The sequence below is a fragment of the Sphingobium xenophagum NBRC 107872 genome (assembly GCF_000367345.1).
Classification (GTDB): Bacteria; Pseudomonadota; Alphaproteobacteria; order Sphingomonadales; family Sphingomonadaceae; genus Sphingobium; species Sphingobium xenophagum.
Window position 1 is genome coordinate 51,205 of record NZ_BARE01000028.1, and the last position, 23,295, is coordinate 74,499.

General features: G+C 65.0%; 18 protein-coding genes, 1 tRNA gene and 1 pseudogene. 8 read left to right on the plus strand and 12 right to left on the minus strand.

Features of this window, described 5'->3' with window-relative positions; all coding sequences use genetic code 11:
* Positions 1 to 16 precede the first annotated feature (16 nt).
* Positions 17 to 1,672, plus strand: a complete 1,656-nt coding sequence (locus SX1_RS13315) for an ATP-binding protein (RefSeq protein WP_026002126.1) — start codon at positions 17 to 19, stop codon at positions 1,670 to 1,672.
* A gap of 158 nt (positions 1,673 to 1,830) precedes the next feature.
* Here SX1_RS13315 and SX1_RS13320 read toward each other — a convergent pair whose 3' ends face one another.
* From SX1_RS13320 to SX1_RS13345, 6 genes are all read right to left on the minus strand, one after another.
* Positions 1,831 to 3,282, minus strand: a complete 1,452-nt coding sequence (locus tag SX1_RS13320) for an MATE family efflux transporter (RefSeq protein WP_017181600.1) — start codon at positions 3,280 to 3,282, stop codon at positions 1,831 to 1,833.
* A gap of 156 nt (positions 3,283 to 3,438) precedes the next feature.
* Positions 3,439 to 6,156: a valine--tRNA ligase gene (locus SX1_RS13325; RefSeq protein ID WP_019053391.1), complete on the minus strand. Its 2,718-nt coding sequence runs from the start codon at positions 6,154 to 6,156 to the stop codon at positions 3,439 to 3,441.
* Between the two features lie 45 nt (positions 6,157 to 6,201).
* Positions 6,202 to 6,924 (minus strand): NnrU family protein, encoded by a 723-nt coding sequence (locus SX1_RS13330; protein WP_019053392.1) that lies wholly within the window; start codon positions 6,922 to 6,924, stop codon positions 6,202 to 6,204.
* Between the two features lie 44 nt (positions 6,925 to 6,968).
* Positions 6,969 to 7,484, minus strand: a complete 516-nt coding sequence (locus SX1_RS13335) for a DUF2497 domain-containing protein (RefSeq protein ID WP_019053393.1) — start codon at positions 7,482 to 7,484, stop codon at positions 6,969 to 6,971.
* A 37-nt stretch (positions 7,485 to 7,521) separates the two neighbouring features.
* On the minus strand, positions 7,522 to 9,015 hold the full coding sequence (locus SX1_RS13340) for a TolC family outer membrane protein (protein ID WP_026149757.1): 1,494 nt from the start codon (positions 9,013 to 9,015) through the stop codon (positions 7,522 to 7,524).
* 10 nt (positions 9,016 to 9,025) lie between these two features.
* A complete protein-coding gene (locus SX1_RS13345; RefSeq protein ID WP_019053395.1) occupies positions 9,026 to 9,658 on the minus strand; it encodes a protein-L-isoaspartate O-methyltransferase family protein in 633 nt (210 codons plus the stop codon).
* A gap of 199 nt (positions 9,659 to 9,857) precedes the next feature.
* On the opposite strand from SX1_RS13345, the gene SX1_RS13350 reads away from it, so the two are divergent.
* From SX1_RS13350 to SX1_RS22660, 3 genes and pseudogenes are all read left to right on the plus strand, one after another.
* Positions 9,858 to 9,931, plus strand: a tRNA-Cys gene (locus tag SX1_RS13350).
* Positions 9,932 to 9,998: 67 nt separating this feature from the next.
* Positions 9,999 to 10,673: a glutathione S-transferase family protein gene (locus SX1_RS13355; RefSeq protein ID WP_019053396.1), complete on the plus strand. Its 675-nt coding sequence runs from the start codon at positions 9,999 to 10,001 to the stop codon at positions 10,671 to 10,673.
* 4 nt (positions 10,674 to 10,677) lie between these two features.
* Positions 10,678 to 11,321 (plus strand): annotated as a pseudogene (locus SX1_RS22660) (hypothetical protein).
* A 69-nt stretch (positions 11,322 to 11,390) separates the two neighbouring features.
* Here SX1_RS22660 and ndk read toward each other — a convergent pair.
* The 3 genes from ndk to SX1_RS13375 form a co-directional block, all read right to left on the minus strand.
* On the minus strand, positions 11,391 to 11,813 hold the full coding sequence (ndk, locus tag SX1_RS13365; protein ID WP_019053398.1) for a nucleoside-diphosphate kinase: 423 nt from the start codon (positions 11,811 to 11,813) through the stop codon (positions 11,391 to 11,393).
* An 89-nt stretch (positions 11,814 to 11,902) separates the two neighbouring features.
* Entirely contained in the window at positions 11,903 to 12,340 is a 438-nt protein-coding gene (locus SX1_RS13370) for a DNA polymerase III subunit chi (RefSeq protein WP_019053399.1), read from the minus strand.
* Between the two features lie 147 nt (positions 12,341 to 12,487).
* Positions 12,488 to 13,933, minus strand: coding sequence for a leucyl aminopeptidase (locus tag SX1_RS13375; protein ID WP_019053400.1), 1,446 nt, complete (start codon positions 13,931 to 13,933; stop codon positions 12,488 to 12,490).
* 166 nt (positions 13,934 to 14,099) lie between these two features.
* Here SX1_RS13375 and SX1_RS13380 point away from each other — a divergent pair, with 166 nt between their 5' ends.
* The 4 genes from SX1_RS13380 (at position 14,100) to rsmA (ending at position 19,701) form a co-directional block, all read left to right on the plus strand.
* A complete protein-coding gene (locus SX1_RS13380; protein WP_370670737.1) occupies positions 14,100 to 16,382 on the plus strand; it encodes an LPS-assembly protein LptD in 2,283 nt (760 codons plus the stop codon).
* A gap of 86 nt (positions 16,383 to 16,468) precedes the next feature.
* A complete protein-coding gene (locus SX1_RS13385; RefSeq protein ID WP_019053402.1) occupies positions 16,469 to 17,854 on the plus strand; it encodes a peptidylprolyl isomerase in 1,386 nt (461 codons plus the stop codon).
* A complete protein-coding gene (gene pdxA / locus SX1_RS13390; RefSeq protein WP_019053403.1) occupies positions 17,832 to 18,872 on the plus strand; it encodes a 4-hydroxythreonine-4-phosphate dehydrogenase PdxA in 1,041 nt (346 codons plus the stop codon). Before SX1_RS13385 ends, pdxA begins: the two co-directional genes overlap by 23 nt.
* Complete coding sequence (rsmA, locus tag SX1_RS13395; protein ID WP_019053404.1) at positions 18,862 to 19,701, plus strand: 16S rRNA (adenine(1518)-N(6)/adenine(1519)-N(6))-dimethyltransferase RsmA; 840 nt, start codon at positions 18,862 to 18,864, stop codon at positions 19,699 to 19,701. Before pdxA ends, rsmA begins: the two co-directional genes overlap by 11 nt.
* Before the next feature lie 238 nt (positions 19,702 to 19,939).
* Here the strand turns inward: rsmA and SX1_RS13400 are convergent, their stop codons facing one another.
* The 3 genes from SX1_RS13400 to guaB all read right to left on the minus strand — a co-directional run bounded on the left by SX1_RS13400 (position 19,940) and on the right by guaB (position 23,225).
* The gene (locus SX1_RS13400) at positions 19,940 to 20,461 is read right to left on the minus strand and encodes a tetratricopeptide repeat protein (RefSeq protein ID WP_026002692.1); all 522 of its coding nucleotides are present in this window, start codon (positions 20,459 to 20,461) and stop codon (positions 19,940 to 19,942) included.
* A 91-nt stretch (positions 20,462 to 20,552) separates the two neighbouring features.
* Positions 20,553 to 21,728, minus strand: coding sequence for an RsmB/NOP family class I SAM-dependent RNA methyltransferase (locus tag SX1_RS13405; RefSeq protein ID WP_019053405.1), 1,176 nt, complete (start codon positions 21,726 to 21,728; stop codon positions 20,553 to 20,555).
* A 39-nt stretch (positions 21,729 to 21,767) separates the two neighbouring features.
* Positions 21,768 to 23,225, minus strand: coding sequence for an IMP dehydrogenase (gene guaB, locus SX1_RS13410; RefSeq protein WP_017181109.1), 1,458 nt, complete (start codon positions 23,223 to 23,225; stop codon positions 21,768 to 21,770).
* Positions 23,226 to 23,295 lie beyond the last annotated feature (70 nt).

A 23,295-nucleotide genomic window follows, 5' to 3' on the forward strand; every position in this document is an offset into this window, starting at 1 on the left:
GGGATGACAAAGGCTCATGACCCAGATGCCGGGCGTACATGAATTTTGTAATGCTGTACCGTCCGCGCACCCCGCCTTGGGGCAGGCCATGGGTATGGTGTTCCAGATCGCCGGCTCCAGTTCCAAGGTGATGATAGACCCTGTGCGGCTCGCCGTCCTGGGTCAGGATCTCGATCCCTGCACCGCCATGGCCGGGCAGGTCGGCAGCCAGGTGAAGATGCGCGTCGGCGAATGCTGGCTGGTCGCCAGCGTCCGCGCGATGACGCTGGATCAGGCGAGCCAGAGCATCATAGCCGACATCGATTTTCTGGGTGAGGGCGAAGAGGAAAAGCTGACCGGCCGTATCCATCGCTTCCGTCGCGGCGTTACCCGCTATCCCACGCCGGGTACGGACATTTTCCCCGTGTCGGGCAGCGACATGCAGCAGATTTACGCTGCGGACGACCGGGCCAATGTCGAAATCGGCACCGTCTATCCGACCAACGACACCCGCGCCGCCCTGTATGTCGATTCGATGCTGGGCAAGCATTTCGCGCTGCTCGGCTCCACCGGCACCGGCAAATCGACCAGCGCAGCGCTGATCCTGCACCGCATCTGCGACCTGTCGCCGCAGGGGCATATCGTCATGATCGACCCGCATGGCGAATATGGCGCGGCCTTCGCCAGCAACGGGGCCGTGTTCGACATCAACAATCTGGCCCTGCCCTATTGGCTGATGAATTTCGAGGAACATTGCGAGGTGTTCGTCACCTCGTCCGGCTCCGAACGCACCGTCGATTGCGACATTCTCGCCAAATGCCTGCTCGCGGCGCGATCGAAGAACCGCCTGGCCGAACAGATTGGCCGCCTGACCGTCGATTCGCCGATCCCCTATCTGCTGTCGGACCTGACCAACATTCTCCAGAATGAGATGGGCAAGCTCGACAAGGGCACCAACTCGCTGCCCTATATGCGGCTCAAGACCAAGATTGACGAGATCAAGGCCGACCCGCGCTACAGCTTCATGTTCTCCGGCATGCTGGTCGCCGACACGATGCAGGCCTTCATCGCCAAGATTTTCCGCCTGCCATCGGACGGCAAGCCCATCTCCATCATCGACGTGTCGGCCATGCCGTCCGACATCACCTCCACCGTCGTGTCGGTATTGTCCAGGTTAGTGTTCGACTATGCCATCTGGGCGCGCGACGAACCGCAGCGCCCCATCCTGCTCGTCTGCGAAGAGGCGCATCGCTACATTCCCAACAGCACCACCGGCGCGGGTCAGGCAGTGCGCAAGATTTTGGAGCGGATCGCCAAGGAAGGCCGCAAATATGGCGTCTCGCTGGGCCTCATCACCCAGCGCCCGTCCGATCTGGCCGAAGGCGTGCTATCCCAGTGCGGCACCATCATTTCGATGCGCCTGAACAATGATCGCGACCAGGCCTTCGTGAAAGCCGCCATGCCGGAAGGCGCCCGCGGCTTCCTCGATTCCATCCCGGCGCTGCGCAATCGGGAAGCGATCATCTGCGGCGAAGGCGTCGCAGTGCCCATCCGCGTCGCGCTCGACAATCTGGAAGAACATCGCCGCCCCGCATCGGGCGACCCCAGCTTCACCGAACTCTGGCGCCAGTCGGGCGGCGAGGACGCCATTCTCGACCGCACTATCACCCGCTGGCGCAATCAAGGGCGCTAAAGCGGCTTTTTGTTGAATGTGCCTTAGCACATTCGTGCCGCACCGGCCCTCTCCCCCACCCGGCCACCCCACGATAGTAGCCTATGGGTGGCCGGGTGGGGGAGAGGGCCGGTGCGGCTGCAAAAATGCGCCCTTCCGCGCATTTTTCAAAAGACCCCTTACCCGGTCGGCGCGATCCGCCCGGCCGGCTCCGCCTCGCTGTTCACGGCCTCGCGACATTCTTCCTCATGCACCGGCACCAGCAGCTTGGCCTTGCGCCAGCCGCCATGGGCATAGACTAGGAACGCCAGCAGCAGCGACACGAACGACCCCGCGGGGAAGCTGAACCAAAGCGCGTCCGGCCCGATCAGCGGATAACCGACATAATAAAAGCCGATCCGCACGACGAACAGGGTGAAGATCAGGATGATGAGCGGCTTTACCACCACGCCATTGGCGCGCATCACGCCAAACAGGATCATAGTGCAGCCAAAGGCCAGGAAGCTCCAGCTCACCCGCAACTGCATATGCCAGGCTTCGGCCATCACCGCGCTGTTATTGCCCAGGAACAGGCTCAGCAGCGGCTCGTGGAACGCCAGCATCACCGCGACCATCGTGCCGGTGATCAGCAATTGATAGCCGATGCCGACCCCTGTGATCCGGCTGATCCGGTCCCACCGGCCCGCCCCCACATTCTGCGCCGCCATGGCGCTGACCGCCGCGCCCATCGCCATGGCCGGCATCTGGAGATAGGTCCATAGCTGTTGCGACGCGCCATAGGCCGCCGTCACCGCCAGCCCTTCGCGATTGACGAGGCCGATCATCACCAGCCCCGACGCCGACATGACGATCATTTGCAGCCCCATCGGCAGCCCCTTGCCCAGCAGCACCCGCATCTGGTCGGCGGCGGGACGGAGATAGGCAAGCTCCGGGCCGCGCAACCGCAGCGGCAGATCCCTGGCATAGCTATAGGCGATGATGCCGATCAGGCTGATAAAGCCCGCCAGCGCCGTCGCGGTCGCTGACCCGGCGATGCCCATCGCGGGAAACGGCCCCAGCCCCAGGATCAGCACGGGATTGAGAATCAGGTCGACGCCTACGCTGACGATCATGAAAATGAGCGGCGTGCGGGCGTCCCCCACCCCGCGCAGGCCCATCATCATCATCACCGACAACAGGGTGGCGGGCATGGCGATGAAGATGACGCGCAGATAGACCAGCGCCATGTCATAGGCTTCCGCCGGGGTCGCCAGCACCCGCAGCAAAGCGGGCGCGCCCAGCCAGCCCGCGGTCGAAACGACGACCGCCAGCCCCATGCAGAAACCGACCGCCGATCCAAACGCGCGCCGCGCCGCATCGACATCCCGCTGCCCCATCGACTGGCCGATCATGACGGTGGCCGCCATGCCAAATCCGAACACGACGGAGAACATCAGGAACATGATGATATTAGCGTTTGCCGTCGCCGCCAGCGCCTGCGGCCCCAGAAAGCGCCCGACCCAGATCGCATTGATCGAGCCGTTAAGGGACTGGAGGATGTTCGACGCCAGCGTGGGAATGGCAAACAGCAACAGCGTGGACGCGATCGGCCCCTGCGTCAGGTCTTTTCCGCCCGCTGTGCTCGCTGCCATGCTCGTTCCTCAGCCCACCCAATCGAACGGAGGATGAAACCCTCCACCCCCGTTCGCCCTGAGCCTGTCGAAGGGCCGTCCTTCTTGAAGGAAAGAACAAGGCTTCGACAGGCTCAGCCCGAACGGGTCTATATTCTGCTACGCCAGACTACTCACTTACCCCAGCCGGTCCAGCGCTGCTTTCAGCCGTTCGGCCTCGGCGCTCTTTTCGGCATGGTCCTCGCGGGCCTTGGCCACCGCTTCGGGCTTGGCCTTTTCAACGAAGCTGGGGTTGGACAGCCGCCCGCCCAGCGCGTCGCGCTCCTTCTCCGCGGCGGCCAGCGCCTTGGCGAGCCGCGCTTTTTCCGCCGCAATGTCGATCACGCCTTCCAGCGGCAGGATGAAGGTCGCCTCATCCACCACGATCTGCGCCGCGCCGCCTGCGGGTGGCTCGCCAAAGGTCAGGCTTTCGATCCGCCCCAGCCGCGCCAGCGCCGCGCCCTGCCGGTCGAGGCGACGATGCGTCTCTTCCGATCCGTCGCGCACCACCATGGGCAGCTTCGCGCCGGGCGGCACATTCAGTTCGGTCCGCCCGGTGCGGATCGCGCTGACCAGCCGGATCAGCCAGTCAATCTCCGCCTGAGCCTCCGTATCCACCGCCGCCAGCGCCCTGGGCCATTGCGCGACAATCAGCGCGCTCGCGCGGTCGCCGGTCAGGTGCCATAACTCTTCGGTGATGAATGGCATGAACGGGTGCAGCATCACCAAAATCTGGTCGAACGCCCATCCGGCGACGGCGCGCGTTTCGTCATCCATCGCGCCCTTGGTCAGTTCGATATACCAGTCGCAAAACTGGTCCCAGACGAAATGATAGATGGCGTTGGCCGCCGCGTCGAAACGCAGGTCGGCGAGCGCCGTGTCGATCGCCTGCACGGTGGCCACCGTCTCCGCGATGATCCAGCGATTGACCGGCAGGGTGGCGGCAGGCGCATCGATGCTGGTCGACGCCGTGACGCCGTTCGACTGGAGGAAGCGCGCAGCGTTCCACAGCTTGGTCGCGAAGTTGCGATACCCCTCGACCCGCTTCTCGTCCATCTTCACGTCGCGACCCTGGCTCTCCATCGCACTCATGAAGAAGCGCAGGGCGTCCGCGCCATATGTGTCGATCAAGCCCAGCGGATCGACGACATTGCCCTTGGACTTGGACATTTTCTGCCCGTCCGCCGCACGAACGAGGCCGTGGAGATAGAGTTTGCGCCATGGCACGTCCCCCATGAACTCAATCCCCTGCATCGCCATCCGCGCGTCCCAGAAGAACAGGATGTCGAAGCCGGAAATCAGCAGATCATTGGGGTAATGACGGGAGACAAGCGATTGACTCCCCTTTTCCTGTGCGCCATCCGGCCAGCCCAGCGTCCCGAACGGCCACAACGCCGATGAAAACCAGGTGTCGAGGACATCGGGATCGCGGGTCAGCTTCCTGTTGCCAGCCATAGCCTGCGCTTCGGCTTCGGTCTCTGCCACATAGGATGCGCCATCCTCGTCGAACCACGCCGGAATCTGATGGCCCCACCACAGCTGGCGGCTCACACACCAGGGCTGGATATTCTCCATCCAGTTGAAGAAGGTCTTTTCCCACGTCTTGGGGACGATCTCGATCCGCCCGTCGCGCACCGCCTGCATCGGCGCGACGGCCAGCTTGGCGGCGTCGACATACCATTGGTCGGTCAGCCAGGGTTCGATCACCACGCCGGAGCGGTCGCCAAACGGCGTCTGGATGACGCGCGGCTCAAAGTCCGCGGCGACCTCTTCGCCTTCCTTGTTCTTCGTGACATGCGGCACCAGGAAGCCCAGCGCCTTCATCTCGGCCACTACGGCCTCACGCGCGCCGTCCACGCCATCGCGCTTGAAGCGGTGCAGGCCCAGATAGGCGTCGGGCACCAGACCGTCCGCCGTCTGCACGACATTGGCGTCCGCATCGAACATATTGAGCATCGCGCCCGCGGCGATCCCGGCGCGCTTGCCGACCTCGAAATCGTTGAAATCATGCCCCGGCGTGATCTTGACCGCGCCCGATCCCAGTTCGGGGTCGGCATAATCATCGCCAACGATCCGCAAGCGCCGTCCGGTGATCGGCTGCAATATCTCCTTGCCGATCACGCTCTGATAGCGCGCATCGTCGGGATGGACCGCGACCGCTATGTCCGCCAGCATCGTTTCGGGCCGCGTCGTCGCGACCACGATATGATCGCTCCCGTCCGCCAGTGTCACGCCATCAGCCAGCGGATATTTGAAGCGCCAGAAGCCGCCCTGCGTCTCCTTCGTCTCCACCTCCAGATCGGAAATGGCCGAACGGAAATGCGGGTCCCAGTTGACCAGCCTTTTGTCGCGATAGAGCAGGCCGCGCTGGTGCAGTTCCACGAACACCTTGACCACGGCCTTGCTGAAATGCGGGTCCATGGTGAATTGTTCGCGGCTCCAGTCCATCGAACAGCCCAGCCGCCGCAGCTGGCCGGTGATCGTGCCGCCGCTTTCCTGCTTCCATTCCCACACTTTGGCGATGAATTCGTCGCGCGTGTAATCGGTGCGCTTTTCCCCGCGCGCATTCATCTGCCGCTCGACCACCATCTGGGTCGCGATGCCCGCATGGTCGGTGCCGACCACCCACAGCGCATCCTTGCCGCGCAGCCGCTCGTAACGGATCATGATGTCCTGCAACGTATTGTCGAGCGCATGGCCGATATGCAGGCTGCCGGTCACGTTTGGCGGCGGATTGACGATCGTATAGGGCTGCGCGTCCGGCCGTTCGGGGCGGAACAGGCCGTTCGTCTCCCAATGCTTGTACCAGCGGGCTTCGATATCGGCGGGGTCGAATGTCTTGGGCAGATCGGTCATGGAAGCGCCCTTAATGGCCCTTCCCGTTCCATTCCAGCCGAAAGATCAGCCCAGCCAGCGCCAAATGCCCGCAGGCCAGCCGGTCAGCGGTATATGCGCCCAGGTCGCAACCAGCCAAAGGACCGTTCCCCCTGCCAGCGCATGCAGACCGAAACGCCCGAAACGCGCCCGTCCGGCCAGGATGGCGGCGAACGGCCAGTAACTGGTCCGCGATTCCCACAGCGGCCACGAATCAGGGGTCAATGCCGCTTTCTTGCTGTCCTGCAGAGCAGCGCCCACCAGCGACAGGATGATGATCGCCACGGACAGGATGATGTTGGCGATGACGGGATAGACCAGAATATGCGCCACGCCCCACAGCGCGATGGCCCACATCATGGGGTGGCGGGTGATGGCAAACACGCCCCTGGCTTCGGCGGGCACCATGGCCCTGCCATCAGGCGCGGGCAAGGCGGGGTTGCCGACCAGCGACCCCAGCAGCAGGATCGACGCGATCAGCATGATGACCGTCACCAGCGCCCACAGGCCATCGCCCACTGGCCACAGCATGGGCGTGACCGGCGCGGCACGATAGGCCAGGATCATCCAGATCAGCGTCACCGCCGCTACCAGCGAATAGAGGCCCAGAAAGCCTTTTTCCCCCAGACGCGACACCAGCGGCGCGCGCAGCGGATGCGACATCAGGAAATGCGTTCCGACAAACGCCGTCGCCGCGATCAACAGCATCATATCGCCATGCCCCCAGCCATACCAAGCCAGGGGCAGCATATCATGATTGGAACAATCGCGTCAGTCGTCGAACAAAGGAAAAATCAGCGCGCGGTGATCCGGGCGATTTCCTTGGCCACCATATCCTCGACCAATGCCGGCAGGCGGGCGTCCAGCCATTCCTTCAGCATCGGCTTCAGCATCGACCGGACCAGCCCGTCGAGCGTATTGTCGGCACCCTCGGGCGCGGCGATCAGCATGGAGGACAAGGCGGACAGCGAGTGGCGCGCGGCGACTTCGCTTTCGACCGACAGGATCGACTCCTCCGCCGGGGCTGCGGGCTTGGCCGCGGGCGTCGCCTTCGCGGCAGCTTTGGGAGCGGGCATCACATCCTCCACCACGACCTCATCGGTCAGTTCCAGCACCTCGTCGACCATCGGCGCGAAGGATACGGGGGCCGGTTCGTCAGGCGTGCCAGTCTCGATCACGGGCTTGGGCGCGGCGTCAGCCCGCCCGCGACGCGGCGCCGCCTGTACCGCCTCCTCGCCTTCCTCGGCGATGATCCGCTTGATGGACGAGAGTATCTCTTCCATCGACGGTTCCTTTGTCATGTCGCCCATGCCGTCCCCTGACTATCGGCCCCGCAATCACAGCCCCTTATGGCTGTTGTGCCGTTTCGGGACTCACATTGGCGTTTTGTGGCAGCGTGTCAACGGTGCGCGTGGCGACCGGCATGGGCGCTGCACCATAGTCCCAGTCGAACCATTTGCCCTTCACCCGGTCATAATTGACCATCGGATCGTAGAGCGTGCCGCTGGCCAGCCCCAGATCGTCCGCTTCGGCATGGCCCATCGCGGCGAGCAGGCTGAAGCCGGCAACATAGGCGTTGCGCCGCGCCGACACCAGCTGGACACGGGCGTTGAGCGCTTCCTGCTCGGCATTGAGGATGTCGAGAATGGTGCGGCTGCCGACCGAATTTTCGGCCCGCACGCCTTCCAGCGACAGCGATGCCGCATCGACCGCCTTCTGGTTCGAATCGATCGTCTGGAGCGACGCCTGCCAGCTGGCATAGGCGGCCCGCGTCTGCGCGATCACGCCGCGCTCGATCTCGATCTCCTGTTCGATCGCCTGCGATTCGAGCGCCTGGGTCTGGCGCACCTGCGCGGCCGGACGACCGCCCTGATATAGCGGGATGGTCAGCTGCACGCCCGCGACGGCCTGCTTGTTGATCTGCGGCCCTTCGACCGCATTGCCATTGGCGTCGAGCGCGGTGCTGTCGAGCGAATGGAGATAATTGGTGTAGCCCGCCTGGGTAAAGGCCGACACGCGCGGCAGCACGCCGCCCTTCGCCGCCTTCGCGTCATAATGGCGCGCCTCGCGCTGCTTCTGCGCCGCCAATATGTCCGCATTGTCGCGCAGGGCCACCTGCACGGCGGTCTCCGGGTTGGCGGGCAGACCCGGCAATTGCGGCGGCGGTTCCAGATTGTCGGGCGCCTCGCCGACCAGCGCAATGTAATTTTCCCGGCTGGTGATCAGGTTGGACTGGGCGATCTGGAGATCGGACCGGGCCAGCGCCAGCCGCGATTCGGACTGGGCAACGTCGGTGCGGGTCAGGTCGCCCACCTCGAACCGGTCGTTCGTCGCCTGCAGGTTGACGTCCAGCACCTTCACATTGGCCTGGTTGAGCGCCACGATGGCGCTGTCGCGGATCACGTCCATATAGGCCGCGACCGTCTGCGAAAACACGCTTGCTTCGGTGCCGCGCAGGTTCGCCTGACCGGCGGCGACGCGGGTCTTGGCGGCCTTCACGCCATTGCGAACGGTCCCGCCGGAATAGATCGGCACATTCAATTGCGCCTGCGCATTCACGGTGCGCTGCGGCGCGGTGAAGCTGATCGTGGGCTTCAGGATGCTTTCGCTATAGCTACCGCTCACGTCGGCCGCGGGACGCCCGTTCGCCTTCTGGAGCGGCACATTCTCGTCCGTTGCACGCTGCCCCGCTCGCGCGCCGGTCAGCGTCGGGTTGGACGCATAGGCCTTCGCCAGCGCCCCCTGCAACGTTTCGGCCATGGCCGGACCGGCCAGGCAAGAGGATAGCAACAGCAAGGCTGTAGCGGTGGTCCGCCGGAAATTAGGTCGCTTTGCTGTCATGATCCCAGTCTCAAAAAACGAATCGCTCCGGCGCGGCAAAGCCCGGCAGCACCACCATCTCAATATCCGCGACGCTGGACAGGCCCAGCACGCCCGCGACGACCCGGCCACTCGCCAGCCGGGTGACGCCGCGTTCGACCACGCCCGTGACGACCCGCGCCCCGTCGCAAAGCTGCCCAACGAGCGCGGCGGGCACTTCCGCTACCGCGCCGTCGATAAACAGCAGATCATAAGGCGCACCAGCGGGCGATCCGGCATTGAGCGGACCACGCACCACGCTCACGCCGGCAATGTCCGGCCCGCCCTCTTCCTCGATCGCCGTCACCTGCGCGCCCAATGCGGCCAGCAAGGCGGCGCTGTAGCCGGTCGCCGCGCCGATCAGCAGCACCTTGTCGCCGGGCGCAACCTTCGCCTCGGTCAGCAGGCGCCCCGTCACCAGCGGCGGGTTCAGCGCACGGCCGCCGCTCAGCGGGATCGGGCGATCGACATAGGTCATGGCGCGGCGCTCGACGGGGACATAATCCTCACGCGGCACGCTCGCCATCGCGGCGATCACGCGCGGATCGTCCACGTCGCTGGTACGCAACTGGCTTTCGACCATGGCGGTCCGCATCGAAGAAAAATTCTGCTCGGTCACGATCATTCTCGCTTGGTCGATTGGACTTGGCACAACTGTATTGGTAATGCAATACAGCAAGGGGATCAACGGACCTCTAAATCAGCGCGCAGGCCACGCCAAGCGGCTTTGCACGGCAAAGGACCAGAATCTTGCGCCCACTGCCCGATCCGCCGCTTGACTTTGCAACCAAAGCCGCACATTTGCGGCGTCCACCGCGACGGATGGCCCGATGGCGGAGTGGTTACGCAGAGGACTGCAAATCCTTGCACGCCGGTTCGATTCCGGCTCGGGCCTCCAAAATCCTGTTTCGTCGCTGCTGTCCCGCCCCTCGACTTCTGCGCGCCGCTCCGGCTAAAGCGGGTGCATGATGAAGCTGTTTATCGGGAACAAAGCCTATTCGAGCTGGTCGCTGCGCGGCTGGCTGGCGTGCAAGCTGTCCGGCCTGCCCTTTGAAGAGGCGGTCGTCCCCCTCTATGACGAAGCGTGGGAAAAGCGGCGCGAAGGCGACGAATTCGCCCCCTCCTCCGGCAAGGTGCCGATCCTGTGGGACGGCGATGACATTGTCGTGTGGGACAGCCTGGCGATCGTCGAATATCTCAATGAAAAAACCGGGAACGAGAAATTCTGGCCCGCCGATCCCGCCGCGCGCGCCATGGCCCGGTCGATGGCGGCCGAAATGCACTCCAGTTTCGCCGCGCTCCGCCGCGAGCATAGCATGAACATCCGCCAGATTTACGATGCGGTGCCGCCGTCCGAAGCGGTCAAGCAGGATCTGGCGCGACTGATGCAGCTCTGGGCGCAGGCCCGCGCCCGCCATGGCGGCGAAGGCGACTTCCTGTTCGGCCCGTTCGGGGCGGCCGACGTCATGTTCGCGCCGGTGGTCACGCGCCTCATCACCTATCAATTGCCCGTGGCCCGCTTTGCCGAAGCCTATATGCACGCCATCATCGCCCACCCCTGGATGCAGGAGTGGATTGGCGGCGCACAGGCCGAAGATTGGGTCATCGACCGGTTCGAGGTGCCGCCGCAGGTGGCCTGAAACGATGAGCGACGCACCCGACACGCCCCAGGAAGCCCGTGCGCAGGAAGCCGCTGCGATCCGTCGCCGCTGGATCAGCTTGGGTGAAATGCTGGCGGTCTTGGCGGTGGGTATTTCCGCGCTGACCCTCTATCTCAACTGGTCGGACAAGCGCGATGCACGCGCGGACAAGGCCAGCGAAAGCCGTCAGGCTTCGGCCCGCGCTGCCAAGCTGGTGCTGGAGGCGAAGGCGGACGGGGACGACCGGCTGGTGCTGAAGCCTGCGCGCCCGACCAGATCGTGCAGAGTCAGACGCTCATCTTCCCTGCTGCGCTGGGCGTTGCGCCGGTATCCACGACAGGCGAGCCGCGGATCGAGGCCGACTGGTTCGATGACGCACTCAAAAAGGCCAGGGCGAAGGCCAAGCTGCCCGACAACAGCGTGGGCGATGAAAAGCTGCCGGTCGTCATCACCACGCGCTTCGTCGTCAATGGCGAAGCGCGGGGTGATAGCGCGATCTACGACATCGGCTATGGCATAGCGGGCCGCTGGCTATCGGGGCATGACGTGACGTTGCGCGGCCTGTCGCTGGTGACGCGCAATGTCGGCAAGGCGCCTGCGGCCGCAATCGACACCCGCTGGTCCACGCTGGTGGCGGCTCGCAAATAGCAGAGCCATGAAAAAGCCCGGCCCTTCACCGAAGGACCGGGCTTTTTCAGACCGATAGGATCACGGGCTTTAGCCGACGATTTCTTCCGGCTTGAAGAAGAAGGCGATTTCGGTCGCGGCATTATCTTCGCTGTCCGAACCATGGACCGAATTGGCTTCGATCGATTCGGCCAGTTCCTTGCGGATCGTGCCAGCATCGGCATTGGCCGGGTTGGTGGCGCCCATGATGTCGCGGTTGCGCTGCACGGCGTTTTCGCCTTCCAGCACTTGCACGACGACCGGGCCGGAAATCATGAAGGCGACGAGGTCAGCGAAGAAGGGGCGTTCCTTGTGGACGCCGTAAAAGCCTTCGGCCTGTTCGCGGCTCATGCGGATGCGCTTCGATGCGACGACGCGCAGACCGGCTTCCTCCAGCATCTTGGTGACAGCGCCGGTCAGGTTGCGACGGGTCGCGTCGGGCTTGATGATCGAAAAAGTGCGCGTGACGGCCATGGCCCTCGATACTCCGAATGGTTGGAAATGCTGCGCGCGCCTTTAGACGGGGCCGAGCCGGGCCGCAAGGGGCTTCGCCTAAGCCCCTGCTATGCCATTTGCAGCCACTTGCGGCCGTCCTGCTTGAAGTAGCGGGATTCGATCCCGTCGCGCTTGGCCAATGCCCGCCAGCTCGCCCGCGCCGCCTCGATCGTGCTGTCGTCGAAGAAGTGGAAAACCCGGTCGAAATCGAGCGCCTGTTCGCGCCACAACCCATCGGCGAGTGCGACATGACGCGCGCCATTGGCGGCATTGCAGGACGCGCCAAGCAGGATCGGCTGATGTCCCTCCCCCGCTTCGCCCGCATGGCCATGCGCCAGAAAACTGTCGGGCGGGCCATTCCACAGCCCGGCGGAAATCCGCTCCAGCCGGTCCGGCTCCTGCGCCACTACCAGCAGGCGCGCGCCCATCGCCAGGATGCGCGCGGCGATGGCCGGCAGCACCTGATCGACGGGATCACGACTCAACTGATAGAAATCGACCTGCATGGCCCTAAAATCCTAACTCCGTTCGCCCTGAGCTTGTCGAAGCCTGTCCTGAGCGCCTGCCTTGGCAGGCAGTCGAAGGGGGTCGTTCTTCTTTGCGAAGAAGGACAAGGCTTCGACAGGCTCAGCCCGAACGGGCGTGGGGGCATCTTACCGTTCGAACTTGTCCGCGACAAACTGGTCGAGCAGCCGCACGCCATAGCCGGTCGCACCCTTGTCGAACGTCGCACCGGGCTTGTCGGACCAGACCATGCCTGCAATGTCGAGATGCGCCCATTTGACGCCATCGTCGATGAAGCGCTTGATGAACTGCGCGGCGGTGATCGACCCGGCATAGCGGCCACCGATATTCTTCATATCGGCGATCGGGCTGTCGATCAGCTTGTTGTAAGCGTCGGACAGCGGGAAGCGCCAAAGCGGTTCGCCAGCCGTCTTGCCCGCCGCGGTCAGATCGTCCGACAGGCCGTCATCGTTGGAAAACAGCCCGGCATATTGATCGCCCAGCGACACCAGGATCGCGCCGGTCAGCGTCGCCAGATCGACAATCGTATCGGGCTTGTAGTTTTTCTGCGCCCAGGTCAGCGCATCGCACAGCACCAGCCGCCCTTCAGCGTCGGTGTTGATCACCTCGATCGTCTGGCCGGACATGGATGTCACAATGTCGCCGGGGCGCTGCGCATTGCCGTCGGGCATATTTTCGACCAGCCCGCAAATGCCCACGACATGCGCCCTGGCCTTGCGCCCGGCCAGCGCCTTGATCGCGCCGGCGACCGCGCCCGCGCCGCCCATGTCCCACTTCATGTCCTCCATGCCGGCGGCGGGCTTGATGGATATGCCGCCCGTGTCGAACGTCACGCCCTTGCCGACGAGCACCAGCGGCGTTTCCACCGCGCCGTCAGTGCCGTCCCATTCCAGCGCCAGCAACCGCGCGTCGCGCGCCGAGCCCTGCGCCACGCCCAGCAGCGCGCCCATGCCCAGCGCTTCCATGGCCGGGCGGTCCAGCACGCTGATCTTCACGCCCAGTTCGGCCAGATGCTGGCAACGCTCAACGAAGCTTTCGGGATAGATGATATTGGCCGGTTCCGACACGAGCTCACGGGTCAGCGCGACACCCGCCGCGACGGCGGCATGCCGCTCCCACGCCGCGCCAGCGTCGGCCGACACGATCGTCACCTTCGTCAGCGTCGGCTTGGCCTTTTCCGGCTGGCGGGTGCGATATGTGTCGATCCGCCAGCCGCGCAGCAGCGCGCCCAGCGCCAGCCGCGCCGCGCCAGCGCCACTCGCGCCGCCGACAAATTCGACCGCTGCATGGGTCGCCCCGCTGGTCAGCAGGCGGGCGGTCAATGCGCCACCGGCGCGCTCCAGGTCCGCGTCATTCCCCGTTCCGGTGCCCAGCAGCACGATGCGCAGCACCTTGCCGCCCTCGTCCGCAAAACTCTCGAACGTCGTGCCCACTTCCCCGGTAAAGCGCGCAGCCGCCGCGCCCGCCACCAGCGTCGCGGATGCGGCGACCGGCAGGCGGTCGGGCGTGCCCTTGGGCATGGCCAGGACCAGAGTGTCGGCATCGGGTCGGGTCGGGCTGATCGCGATATCCATCAAGGGACCTTTTCTGCATGGGGCTGTAAGACGTAATCTTTGCCAAATAGTGCGGCTTGCCCCGTCTGGCAAAGGCGTTCGACCGATTTTGCCCGAAAAGAGCGCAGCAGGGCGATTGCGGCGCGCGCCAAGCAATGCGATAGGCAGGCGCTGATACCGCCCCTTCATGAGGCCCGACCTTTTGGCTATCCCCCCTGCATCCCTTACATTGCGTCCTGCCCTGCTGGTCGGTTGCGCCCTGACGTCCCTCGCCATCGCCAGCCCGGCCATGGCGCAGCAGTTGAACGAACCGCAGGCGTCGATCAGCGCGCCCGACGCGCCGGTACCGGCCAGCGACGACCAGATCGGCTTTTCCGCCGACGCGCTGGAATATGACAGCAATAGCGACATCGTCACGGCCAGCGGCGCAGTCCAGTTGCTACGCGACGGCAATCGCCTGCGCGCCGACAAGGTCGTGTGGAATCGCAACAGCGGCAAGGTGGAAGCGATCGGCAACGTCTCCGTCACTGATCCCGACGGCAATATCGCCTATGGCGACCGCTTCGACGTGACCGATACGCTCAAGGACGGCCTGGTCGACAACTTCTTGCTGGTGCTACAGTCGGGCGGTCGCCTGGCGGCGGCCACGGGCACGCGCACCAACGGCCTCTACACGCTCAATCGCGCCGCCTATACCGGCTGCGCGGTGGAGGACAGCAAGGGCTGCCCCAAGGAACCGACATGGCAGATCAACGCGGTCAAGGTCGTCTATGACCCGACCCGCCAGCGGGTCACCTATACCAACGCCAATATCGAACTGTTCGGCCTGCCGCTCATTCCGCTGCCCGGCCTGTCCCATCCAGTGGGCGAAGGCGGCGGCAGCGGCCTGATGGTGCCCAATCTGCGCTATGACCGGAACAATGGTTTTGAAGTCGCGCTGCCCTATTATTTCAAGCTCGCGCCCAATCGCGACCTGACGGTCACGCCGCATGTCTATACCGACAGCCTGCCGATGCTCGAAACGACCTTCCGCCATCTCTATGATCGCGGCGCGTATCAGATCACCGGCTATGCCACCTATGGCAGCCGCGTCGCGACCGGCGACAGCAGCGTCGGCACCCCGCCCGCAGCGTCGCAAAAGGATTTCCGCGGCTATCTCGACGCCAGCGGCGCCCTGCAACTGACGCCGGAATGGAGCGTCGACGGATCGATTCGCGTCGCCAGCGACCGCACCTTCCTGCGCCGCTACGACATCAACCGCGACGACCGGCTGCGCTCGACCATCGGCGCGCAGCGAATCGGCCAGAACAGCTATTTCTCCTTGCGCGGCTGGGCGGTGCAGACCCTGCGCGCGGGCGATTCGCAGGGGCAGACGCCGATCGCGCTGCCGGTCATGGACTATCGCCTGCGCCTGAAAGACCCGCTGCTGGGCGGCGTGCTGCAATTGCAGGCCAATACGCTGGCGATCACGCGCACCCATGGTCAGGATACGCAGCGCGCCTTCTCGGCGGCCGAATGGAATCTGCGCACCCTGACCGGCATGGGCCAGGAAGTGACCTTCACCGGCTATCTGCGCGGCGACGTCTATCACAGCAGCGACAATGACCTGACGCCAACGGCCAGCTATGCGGGCGAACCGGGCTGGCAGGCGCGCGGCATCGCCGCCGCCGCGGTGGACATGCGCTGGCCATTCATGGGCGAGGCGTTCGGCGGTGTGCAGCGGATTACCCCGCGCATCCAGATCGTCGCGGCGCCCAAAGTCGCCAATCTGCGGCTACCCAATGAAGATGCCCGCGCCGTCGATCTGGAGGACAGCAACCTCTTCGCCCTCAATCGCTTCGCAGGCTATGACCGGTTCGAGGATTCGACCCGCATCACCTATGGGCTGGAATATAGCCTGTCCCTGCCCGACTTCTCGCTCCAGAGCATCGTCGGGCAAAGCTATCGGCTCAACAGCCGCACCAGCATCCTGCCCGACGGCACGGGCCTGTCGGACCGCACGTCCGACATCGTTGGCCGCACCACGATCCGCTACAAGGATTTCATCAGCTTCACCCACCGCTTCCGGCTGGACAAGGATCATCTGTCCGTCCGGCGCAACGAACTGGACGCGACCGTGGGCAGCAGGGATACCTACGCCATGGTCGGCTATCTGCGGCTCAACCGCAATGCGCTGGCGGGGCTGGAGGATTTGCAGGACCGCGAAGAATTGCGGCTGGGCGGGCGCGTCCAGTTCGCCCGCTTCTGGTCGGTGTTCGGCTCGACCGTGATCGACCTGACCGACGCAAAGGAAGATCCGCTCAGCATGGCCGATGGTTATGAGCCGGTCCGCCATCGCCTTGGCATCGCCTATGAGGATGATTGCCTGACGCTCGGCATCACCTGGCGGCGCGATTATCAGGCCAATGGTGACGCGCGAAAGGGCAATGCTTTCCAGCTTCGGCTAGCTTTCCGCAATATTGGCATATAAGGATCACCCTTCCCGCTTCCCTGTCAGGGCTGGTTCAGGCGGATTGGCGCATTCGTGCCAGACCGTATTGGAGATATTTGCCGACGATGCTGCCTGTCGTTTCCACGTCCACCCGCATGTTTCCGGCCGTTCGTTCGGCCCTGCGCACCCTGTTCCTGTCGACCGCGCTGCTTGGCGTGGGGGTGCAGGGCGTCACCGCGCAAACGGTCGATGATGGCGGCGACATCGCCAGCCAGCAGCTCAACCTGCCGCAGGACGTCACCGTTTTCGGCAAGAGCGACCCCAATGTCCGCAAGGCGACGGCGATCGTCAACGGCCGCATCATCACCGGCACGGACATTGACCAGCGCCTCGCGCTGATCATCACCGCCAATGGCGGCAAGGTGGCGCCGGAGGAAAAGGAGCGGCTGCGGGTGCAGGTGCTGCGCAACCTGATCGACGAAACGCTCCAGATTCAGGAAGCCGCCGCCAACGACATCAAGGTCGATCCGGCTGAAATCGAACAAAGCTATGAACGTGTCGCGGCCAATTTCCGCCAGTCGCCGACCCAGTTCGACGCCTATCTGCGCACCCAGGGCAGTTCCTCGGCCAGCATCAAGCGCCAGATTGAGGGCGAACTGGCCTGGAGCCGCCTGCTGCGGCGCAATATCCAGCCGTTCGTCAACGTGTCGGAAGATGAAGTGAAATCGGTGGTCGACCGGCTGAACGCGGCCAAGGGCAGCGACGAATTCCGCATCGGCGAAATCTATCTGTCGGCGACCCCGGAAAATCGCGATCAGATCATCGCCAACGCCCGTAACATCATCGAACAAATCAAGCAGGGTGGCAGCTTTGCCGCCTATGCCCGGCAATTTTCCGAAGCATCGACCGCAGCGGTCGGTGGCGATCTGGGCTGGGTCCGCCCCGCCCAGCTGCCGCCCGAACTGGCGAATGCCGCCGTCGAAATGCAGGTCGGGCAGATTGCCGGGCCGATCGAGGTCGCTGGCGGCGTGTCGCTGATCTACGTGATGGACAAGCGCAAGGTGCTGACCGCCGATCCGCGCGATTCGCTGCTCAGCCTGAAACAGCTGTCGGTTCTGTTCCCGCAGGGCACGACCAAGGAGCAGGCGAGCGCCAAGGCCGCAAGCTTCGCCGCCGCGATCAAGGAGATCAAGGGCTGCGGGCAGGCCAATGAGGTCGGCGCAAAGATCGGCGCGGACGTGGTCGACAATGACAATGTGAAGCTGCGCGATCTGCCGCCCCAGCTGCAGGAAATTCTGCTGAATCTCCAGGTCGGCGAAGCCACGCCCCCGTTCGGTTCCATCACCGACGGCGTGCGCGTCCTGATCGTGTGCGGCCGCGATGATCCAGTGTCGGCCAATGCGCCCAATCCCGAACAGATCATGGCGCAGCTGGAAGAAGAGCGGGTCAACAAGCGTGCGCGCATCTATCTGCGCGATCTGCGTCGTGATGCGATCATCGAATATAACTGACACCGCGCCCCTGCCCGGCCAGTCGCCGCTGCCCTTTGCGGTTTCGCTCGGCGATCCTGCCGGGATCGGGCCGGAAATCGTCGCCAAAAGCTGGGTGATGCGCGACGCGCGTAGCCTGCCGCCCTTTTTCGCGGTGGGCGACGTCGCGGCGTTGCGCGCGGTCTGGCTCGGCCCGATCGCGCTGATCAGCGCGCCGGAAGACGCCGCCGCCGCCTTTGGGTCGGCGCTGCCCTGCCTTCAGGTCGGACAGGCGGGGGAGATTATTCCCGGCACCCCCAGCGTCGATGGCGCGCGCACCGCGTTTGAATCGCTCGAAGCCTCTGTCGGCCTTGCCCGGTCGGGATCGGCGGCGGGCATCGTCACCGCACCCGTGGGCAAGGAACAGCTGTACGGCGTAGGCTTCACCCATCCCGGCCAGACCGAATTCGTTGCCGAACGCTGCGGCGTATCGCCCCATAATGCAGTGATGATGCTGGCCGGGCCATCGCTCAAGGTGGTGCCGGTCACGATCCATATTCCGCTGAGCGAAGTACCGGCGGCGCTGACCATCGACCTGATCCGCGCCCGCGCGATCACGACGGCCAAGGGATTGCAAAAGAATTTCGGCATTGCCCGCCCCCGCCTCGCCGTCGCCGGGCTGAACCCTCATGCAGGGGAAGGTGGCGCGCTGGGGCGGGAGGAAATTGACATCATCCGCCCGGCGGTCGAATCGCTGCGTGACGATGGGTTCGACATAGTCGGGCCACTCGCCGCCGACGGCATGTTCCATGCCCGCGCCCGCGAAACCTATGACGCAGCGCTGTGCATGTATCATGATCAGGCGCTGATCCCGATCAAGACGCTGAATTTCGACGATGGCGTCAACATCACGCTCGGCCTGCCGATCGTGCGCACATCGCCCGACCATGGCACCGCCTTTGGCATTGCAGGCACCGACAGCGCCAATCCCGGCGCGATGATAGCGGCGCTGCGCATGGCCGCCGACGCCGCCCGTGCGCGCCTCGCCTATGCCGCCTGAAGCCAGGGTGAAGCTGCCGCCGCTGCGGGACGTGATCGCCACGCACGGGCTTCAAGCCAGCAAAGCGCTGGGGCAGAATTTCCTGCTCGACGAACAGTTGCTCGACCGGATCGCCGCCATCCCCGGCGCGATCGACGGCCAGCCCGCGTTCGAGGTCGGTCCCGGCCCCGGCGGCCTGACCCGCGCCATATTGCGCGCGGGCGCACGCCTCGTCGCGGTCGAGCGTGACCGGCGCTGCCTGCCGGCATTGGCGGAACTGGACGCTGCCTTTCCGGGGCAGTTGCGCATCCTGTCGGGCGACGCGATGGAAATCGACGCCCGCGCGGAAGCAGGCGATGGCGCGCATATCATCGCCAACCTGCCCTATAATGTCGGCACGGCGCTGCTGATCGGCTGGCTGTCGGCTGACTGGTCGCCGCTGCCCTGGTGGTCCACGCTGACGCTGATGTTCCAGATGGAAGTCGCCGAACGCATCGTCGCCCAGCCCGGCACGGATCATTATGGCCGCCTCGCCATCCTGTCCCAATGGCGCAGCGACGCGCGGATCGCGATGAAGGTGCACCGCAGCGCCTTCACCCCGCCGCCCAAGGTCATGTCCGCCGTCGTTCACCTGACGCCCAAGGCCGCGCCGGACGGCGTGCAGCTAAAGCATCTCGAACGCCTGACCGCCGCCGCCTTTGGCCAGCGCCGCAAAATGCTGCGGCAAAGCCTCAAGGGCTTGCCCGGCGCGCTCGATGCCTTGGCGGATGTCGGCATCGACCCGCAACGCCGCGCCGAAACGGTCAGCGTCGATGAATTTGTCGCGGTGGCAAGGGTGCTGGGGCGGTAGGCTCGCGCTGCGCCTTAGGCGCGATGATTTCACGGAGGTAGAGAATTGAACCTAAACGCCCCACACCGGGCGCACGGGAACCACTGTCCTACACGCCGCCTGCCCTGCTACTATCGCGCCGACCGGCTCTTTCTCACCGTCGACAGCCAAACGGATCGCACAACAATCTGTCCCGGCCCGACAATAAAATATCGCGTTCACCGGGAAATATGCGAAGTTAAGCGGCGCAAATCCTATTTTACGGCGTCTCGGTCGGCACCGTCTTGGGTGCGGTCGGGACGGCATCCTTGGCCGTCAGGGCAACCGCGGGCGGGCCTTTCTGGATTGCGGCGGCCAACTGGCTGACAGGCGCGCACTCGCCCTTGCACAGCGTCTGTGCCTTGGCCAGCACCTCCTTGGCCTTGGCCAGCGCGCCCTTTTCCACCATCGCCTCGCCCTGCCCCGCCAGCGCGACCACATCGGTCGGGTCCAGCAGCAGCGCTTCCTTGTAGAGGCGGATCGCCTTGCCCTGCAGCCCCTGCGCACGGGCAACCTGCGCCAGATCGATATAGGCGGCGCGGTTGCGCGGATCGACCGCCAGCGCGCTTTCCAGCGCATCGGTCGCACCGCTCAGATTGCCCGCCGCAAAGGCCGCAGCGCCCGCCTTCTGCCATTCTATCGATCGCGGCTCGATCTGCGCATCGGGCCGCTGGCTCAGCCCGACGCTGGACACAGTGGTCAGGACGATGGCAAGCGCGATCGAGGCGGGGGTAAAACGCATAAGAGTCTCCAGCCATGTTTCAGGCGTTGATTTTGTCCAAGTGTCGCCATTTTGCGGGCGCTTGTCCATGGCCTGTTTCACGCCGCCGCTTTCAGGCAGACCGGCGCAGGCGCGCAAAGAAAAAGCCGTCCGTCCCGTCATGCCCCGGCGTCAATAGCCAGCCAGCGCCATGGGCGCGGCCCAGCGGCATATCCAGCGCTTCCAACGTCCATCCATCATGGCGGGCCAGAAAGCCATCCACCTGATCGCGTCCCTCCCGATCCGTCAGCGCACAGGTAGCATAGACCAGCGCGCCGCCCGGAGCCAGCAGGGGCGCGGCAAAATCCATGATGCGCGCCTGTTCCGCGACCAGCCGGTCAAGCCGCGCCTGCGTCAGCCGCCAGCGCGCCTCCGGATTGCGACGCCAGGTGCCGGTGCCCGAACAGGGCGCGTCGACCAGCACGACGTCGGCCTTGCCATGCAGGCTGTCCAGCCCCCGCCCCTCATGCCCCTGATCGATCAGCAGCGTTTCGATGAAGGTCGCGCCCGCCCGCTCCGCCCGTGGACTGAGCCGCGCCAGCCGCGCTCGGATCGTATCGGCGGCGATCAGCATGCCCTGCCCCGCCATCGCGGCGGCCAACGCCAATGTCTTGCCCCCTGCCCCGGCGCACAGGTCAACCACAGTCATGCCGGGCGCTGCGGCGCAGGCCAGCGCGATCATCTGGCTGCCGCCATCCTGCACTTCCACCAGACCCTGTTTCCATGGGTCGGCCTGTTCGACCGGGAAGCCTTCGGGCAGGCGCAGGCCATCGGGCAAGCCCGCGATCGGCTGCGCATCGGGCAATTGCCGCGCGACCGTGGCAGGCGTCGCCTTCAGCCGGTTGACCCGCAGATCGACCGGCGCGCGGCCCAGCAGCGCCACCTGCTCGACTGGCGCGGCGAGCAGCGGCGCAAGCCAGGCTGGCACCGCCCCGGCGCTGGCCCCGACCTCGCCCGGTTCGATCGGCATCGGCGCATGGGTCGATCCGTCGAACAGCGTGGCCAGATCGGGCCGTTCGATCGCCAGTCCGATCATCGCTTCGCGCCCGGTGTCGGGCCGTTCGCCCGCGCGGCGGATCGCATCATAGACATGATCGCGCACCGCCCGCCGGTCGCGCGACCCGGCGTAGCGCCGCTCCTTGAAATAGCGCGCGATCAGCGTGTCGGCGGCAGGCCCGCCGTCCCGCGCCGACGCAACGATCGCGTCAAGCAATTCGATCGCGGCCTGAAGGCGGGCGGCGGGGGTCAAGACTCCCCTCCCTTTAGGGCAAGCGGAAGGGGAATATCATCAGCGCGTCGGATAATTGGGCGCTTCCCGCGTGATGGTGACGTCATGGACATGGCTTTCGGACAGCCCGGCATTGGTGATCTGCACGAAACGGGCGCGCTCCTGCAAGTCAGGGATGGTGCGGCTGCCGGTATAGCCCATCGCCGCCTTCACGCCGCCGACCAGCTGATGGATCACATCCTTGGCCGGGCCCTTGAACGGCACCTGCCCCTCAATCCCTTCGGGCACCAGCTTCATCTGGTCCTTGATGTCCGCCTGGAAATAGCGGTCCGCGCTGCCCCGCGCCATGGCGCCGACGCTGCCCATGCCGCGATAGCTCTTATAGGCGCGCCCCTGATAGAGGAAGGTTTCGCCCGGTGCCTCGGCAGTGCCTGCCAGCAGCGATCCGACCATGACGCAACCGGCGCCAGCCGCCAGCGCCTTGGCCACGTCGCCGCTCGTGCGCAACCCGCCATCGGCGATCACCGGCACGCCCAGCTTGGCGGCGGCTTCGGCCGAATCCATGATCGCGGTCAGCTGCGGCACGCCAACGCCTGCGACAACGCGCGTGGTGCAGATCGACCCCGGCCCGATGCCGACCTTCACGCAATCCGCGCCCGCGCCGATCAGCGCGCGCGTCGCTTCGGCAGTGGCGACATTGCCCGCGACCACCTGGACATGGTTGGACAGGCGCTTGACCGCTTCTACCGCAGCCGAAACCTGCTTGCTGTGGCCATGGGCGGTATCGATGACGATCAGATCGCATTCCGCGTCGATCAGCGCCTCGCTCCGCTCCAGCCCCTTGTCGCCCACCGTGGTCGCCGCCGCGACGCGCAGGCGGCCTGACCCGTCCTTGGTCGCCTGCGGGTAGGTCACGGCCTTTTCCATATCCTTGACCGTGATCAGGCCGATGCAGCGATAGGCATCGTCCACCACCAGCAGCTTTTCGATCCGGCGCTGATGCAGCAGCCGCTTGGCTTCGTCCTGGCTGACACCGGCGGGGACGACGGCCAGATTGTCCTTGGTCATCAGTTCGCTGACCGGCTGGGCCGGATTTTCGGCAAAGCGTGTGTCGCGGTGGGTCAATATGCCGACCAGCTTGCCCGATTCCTCCACCACCGGAATGCCGCTGATCCGATGCTTCTGCATCAGCATCTGCGCATCGGCCAGCGTGGCGCTGGGCAGGATGGTGATGGGGTTGACCACCATGCCGCTTTCAAACCGCTTGACGGCGCGCACTGCGTCCGCCTGCTCTTCCACGGTCATGTTCCGGTGCAGCACGCCAATGCCGCCCAACTGCGCCATGACGATCGCCATGTCGGCCTCCGTCACTGTGTCCATCGCCGACGACAGGATCGGGATGTTCAGCTTTATCTCGCGCGTGACATAGGTGGATGTGTCCGCCTGACTGGGCAGCACGTCGGATTCGCCGGGCTGCAACAGCACGTCGTCAAAGGTGAGGCCGAGGCGGATGTCCATGGAAAATGCCACTTTCTGATGCGAACCCTGGGGTTGGTTCCGGGGGATTTGTGGCGGCCCATGTAACCAC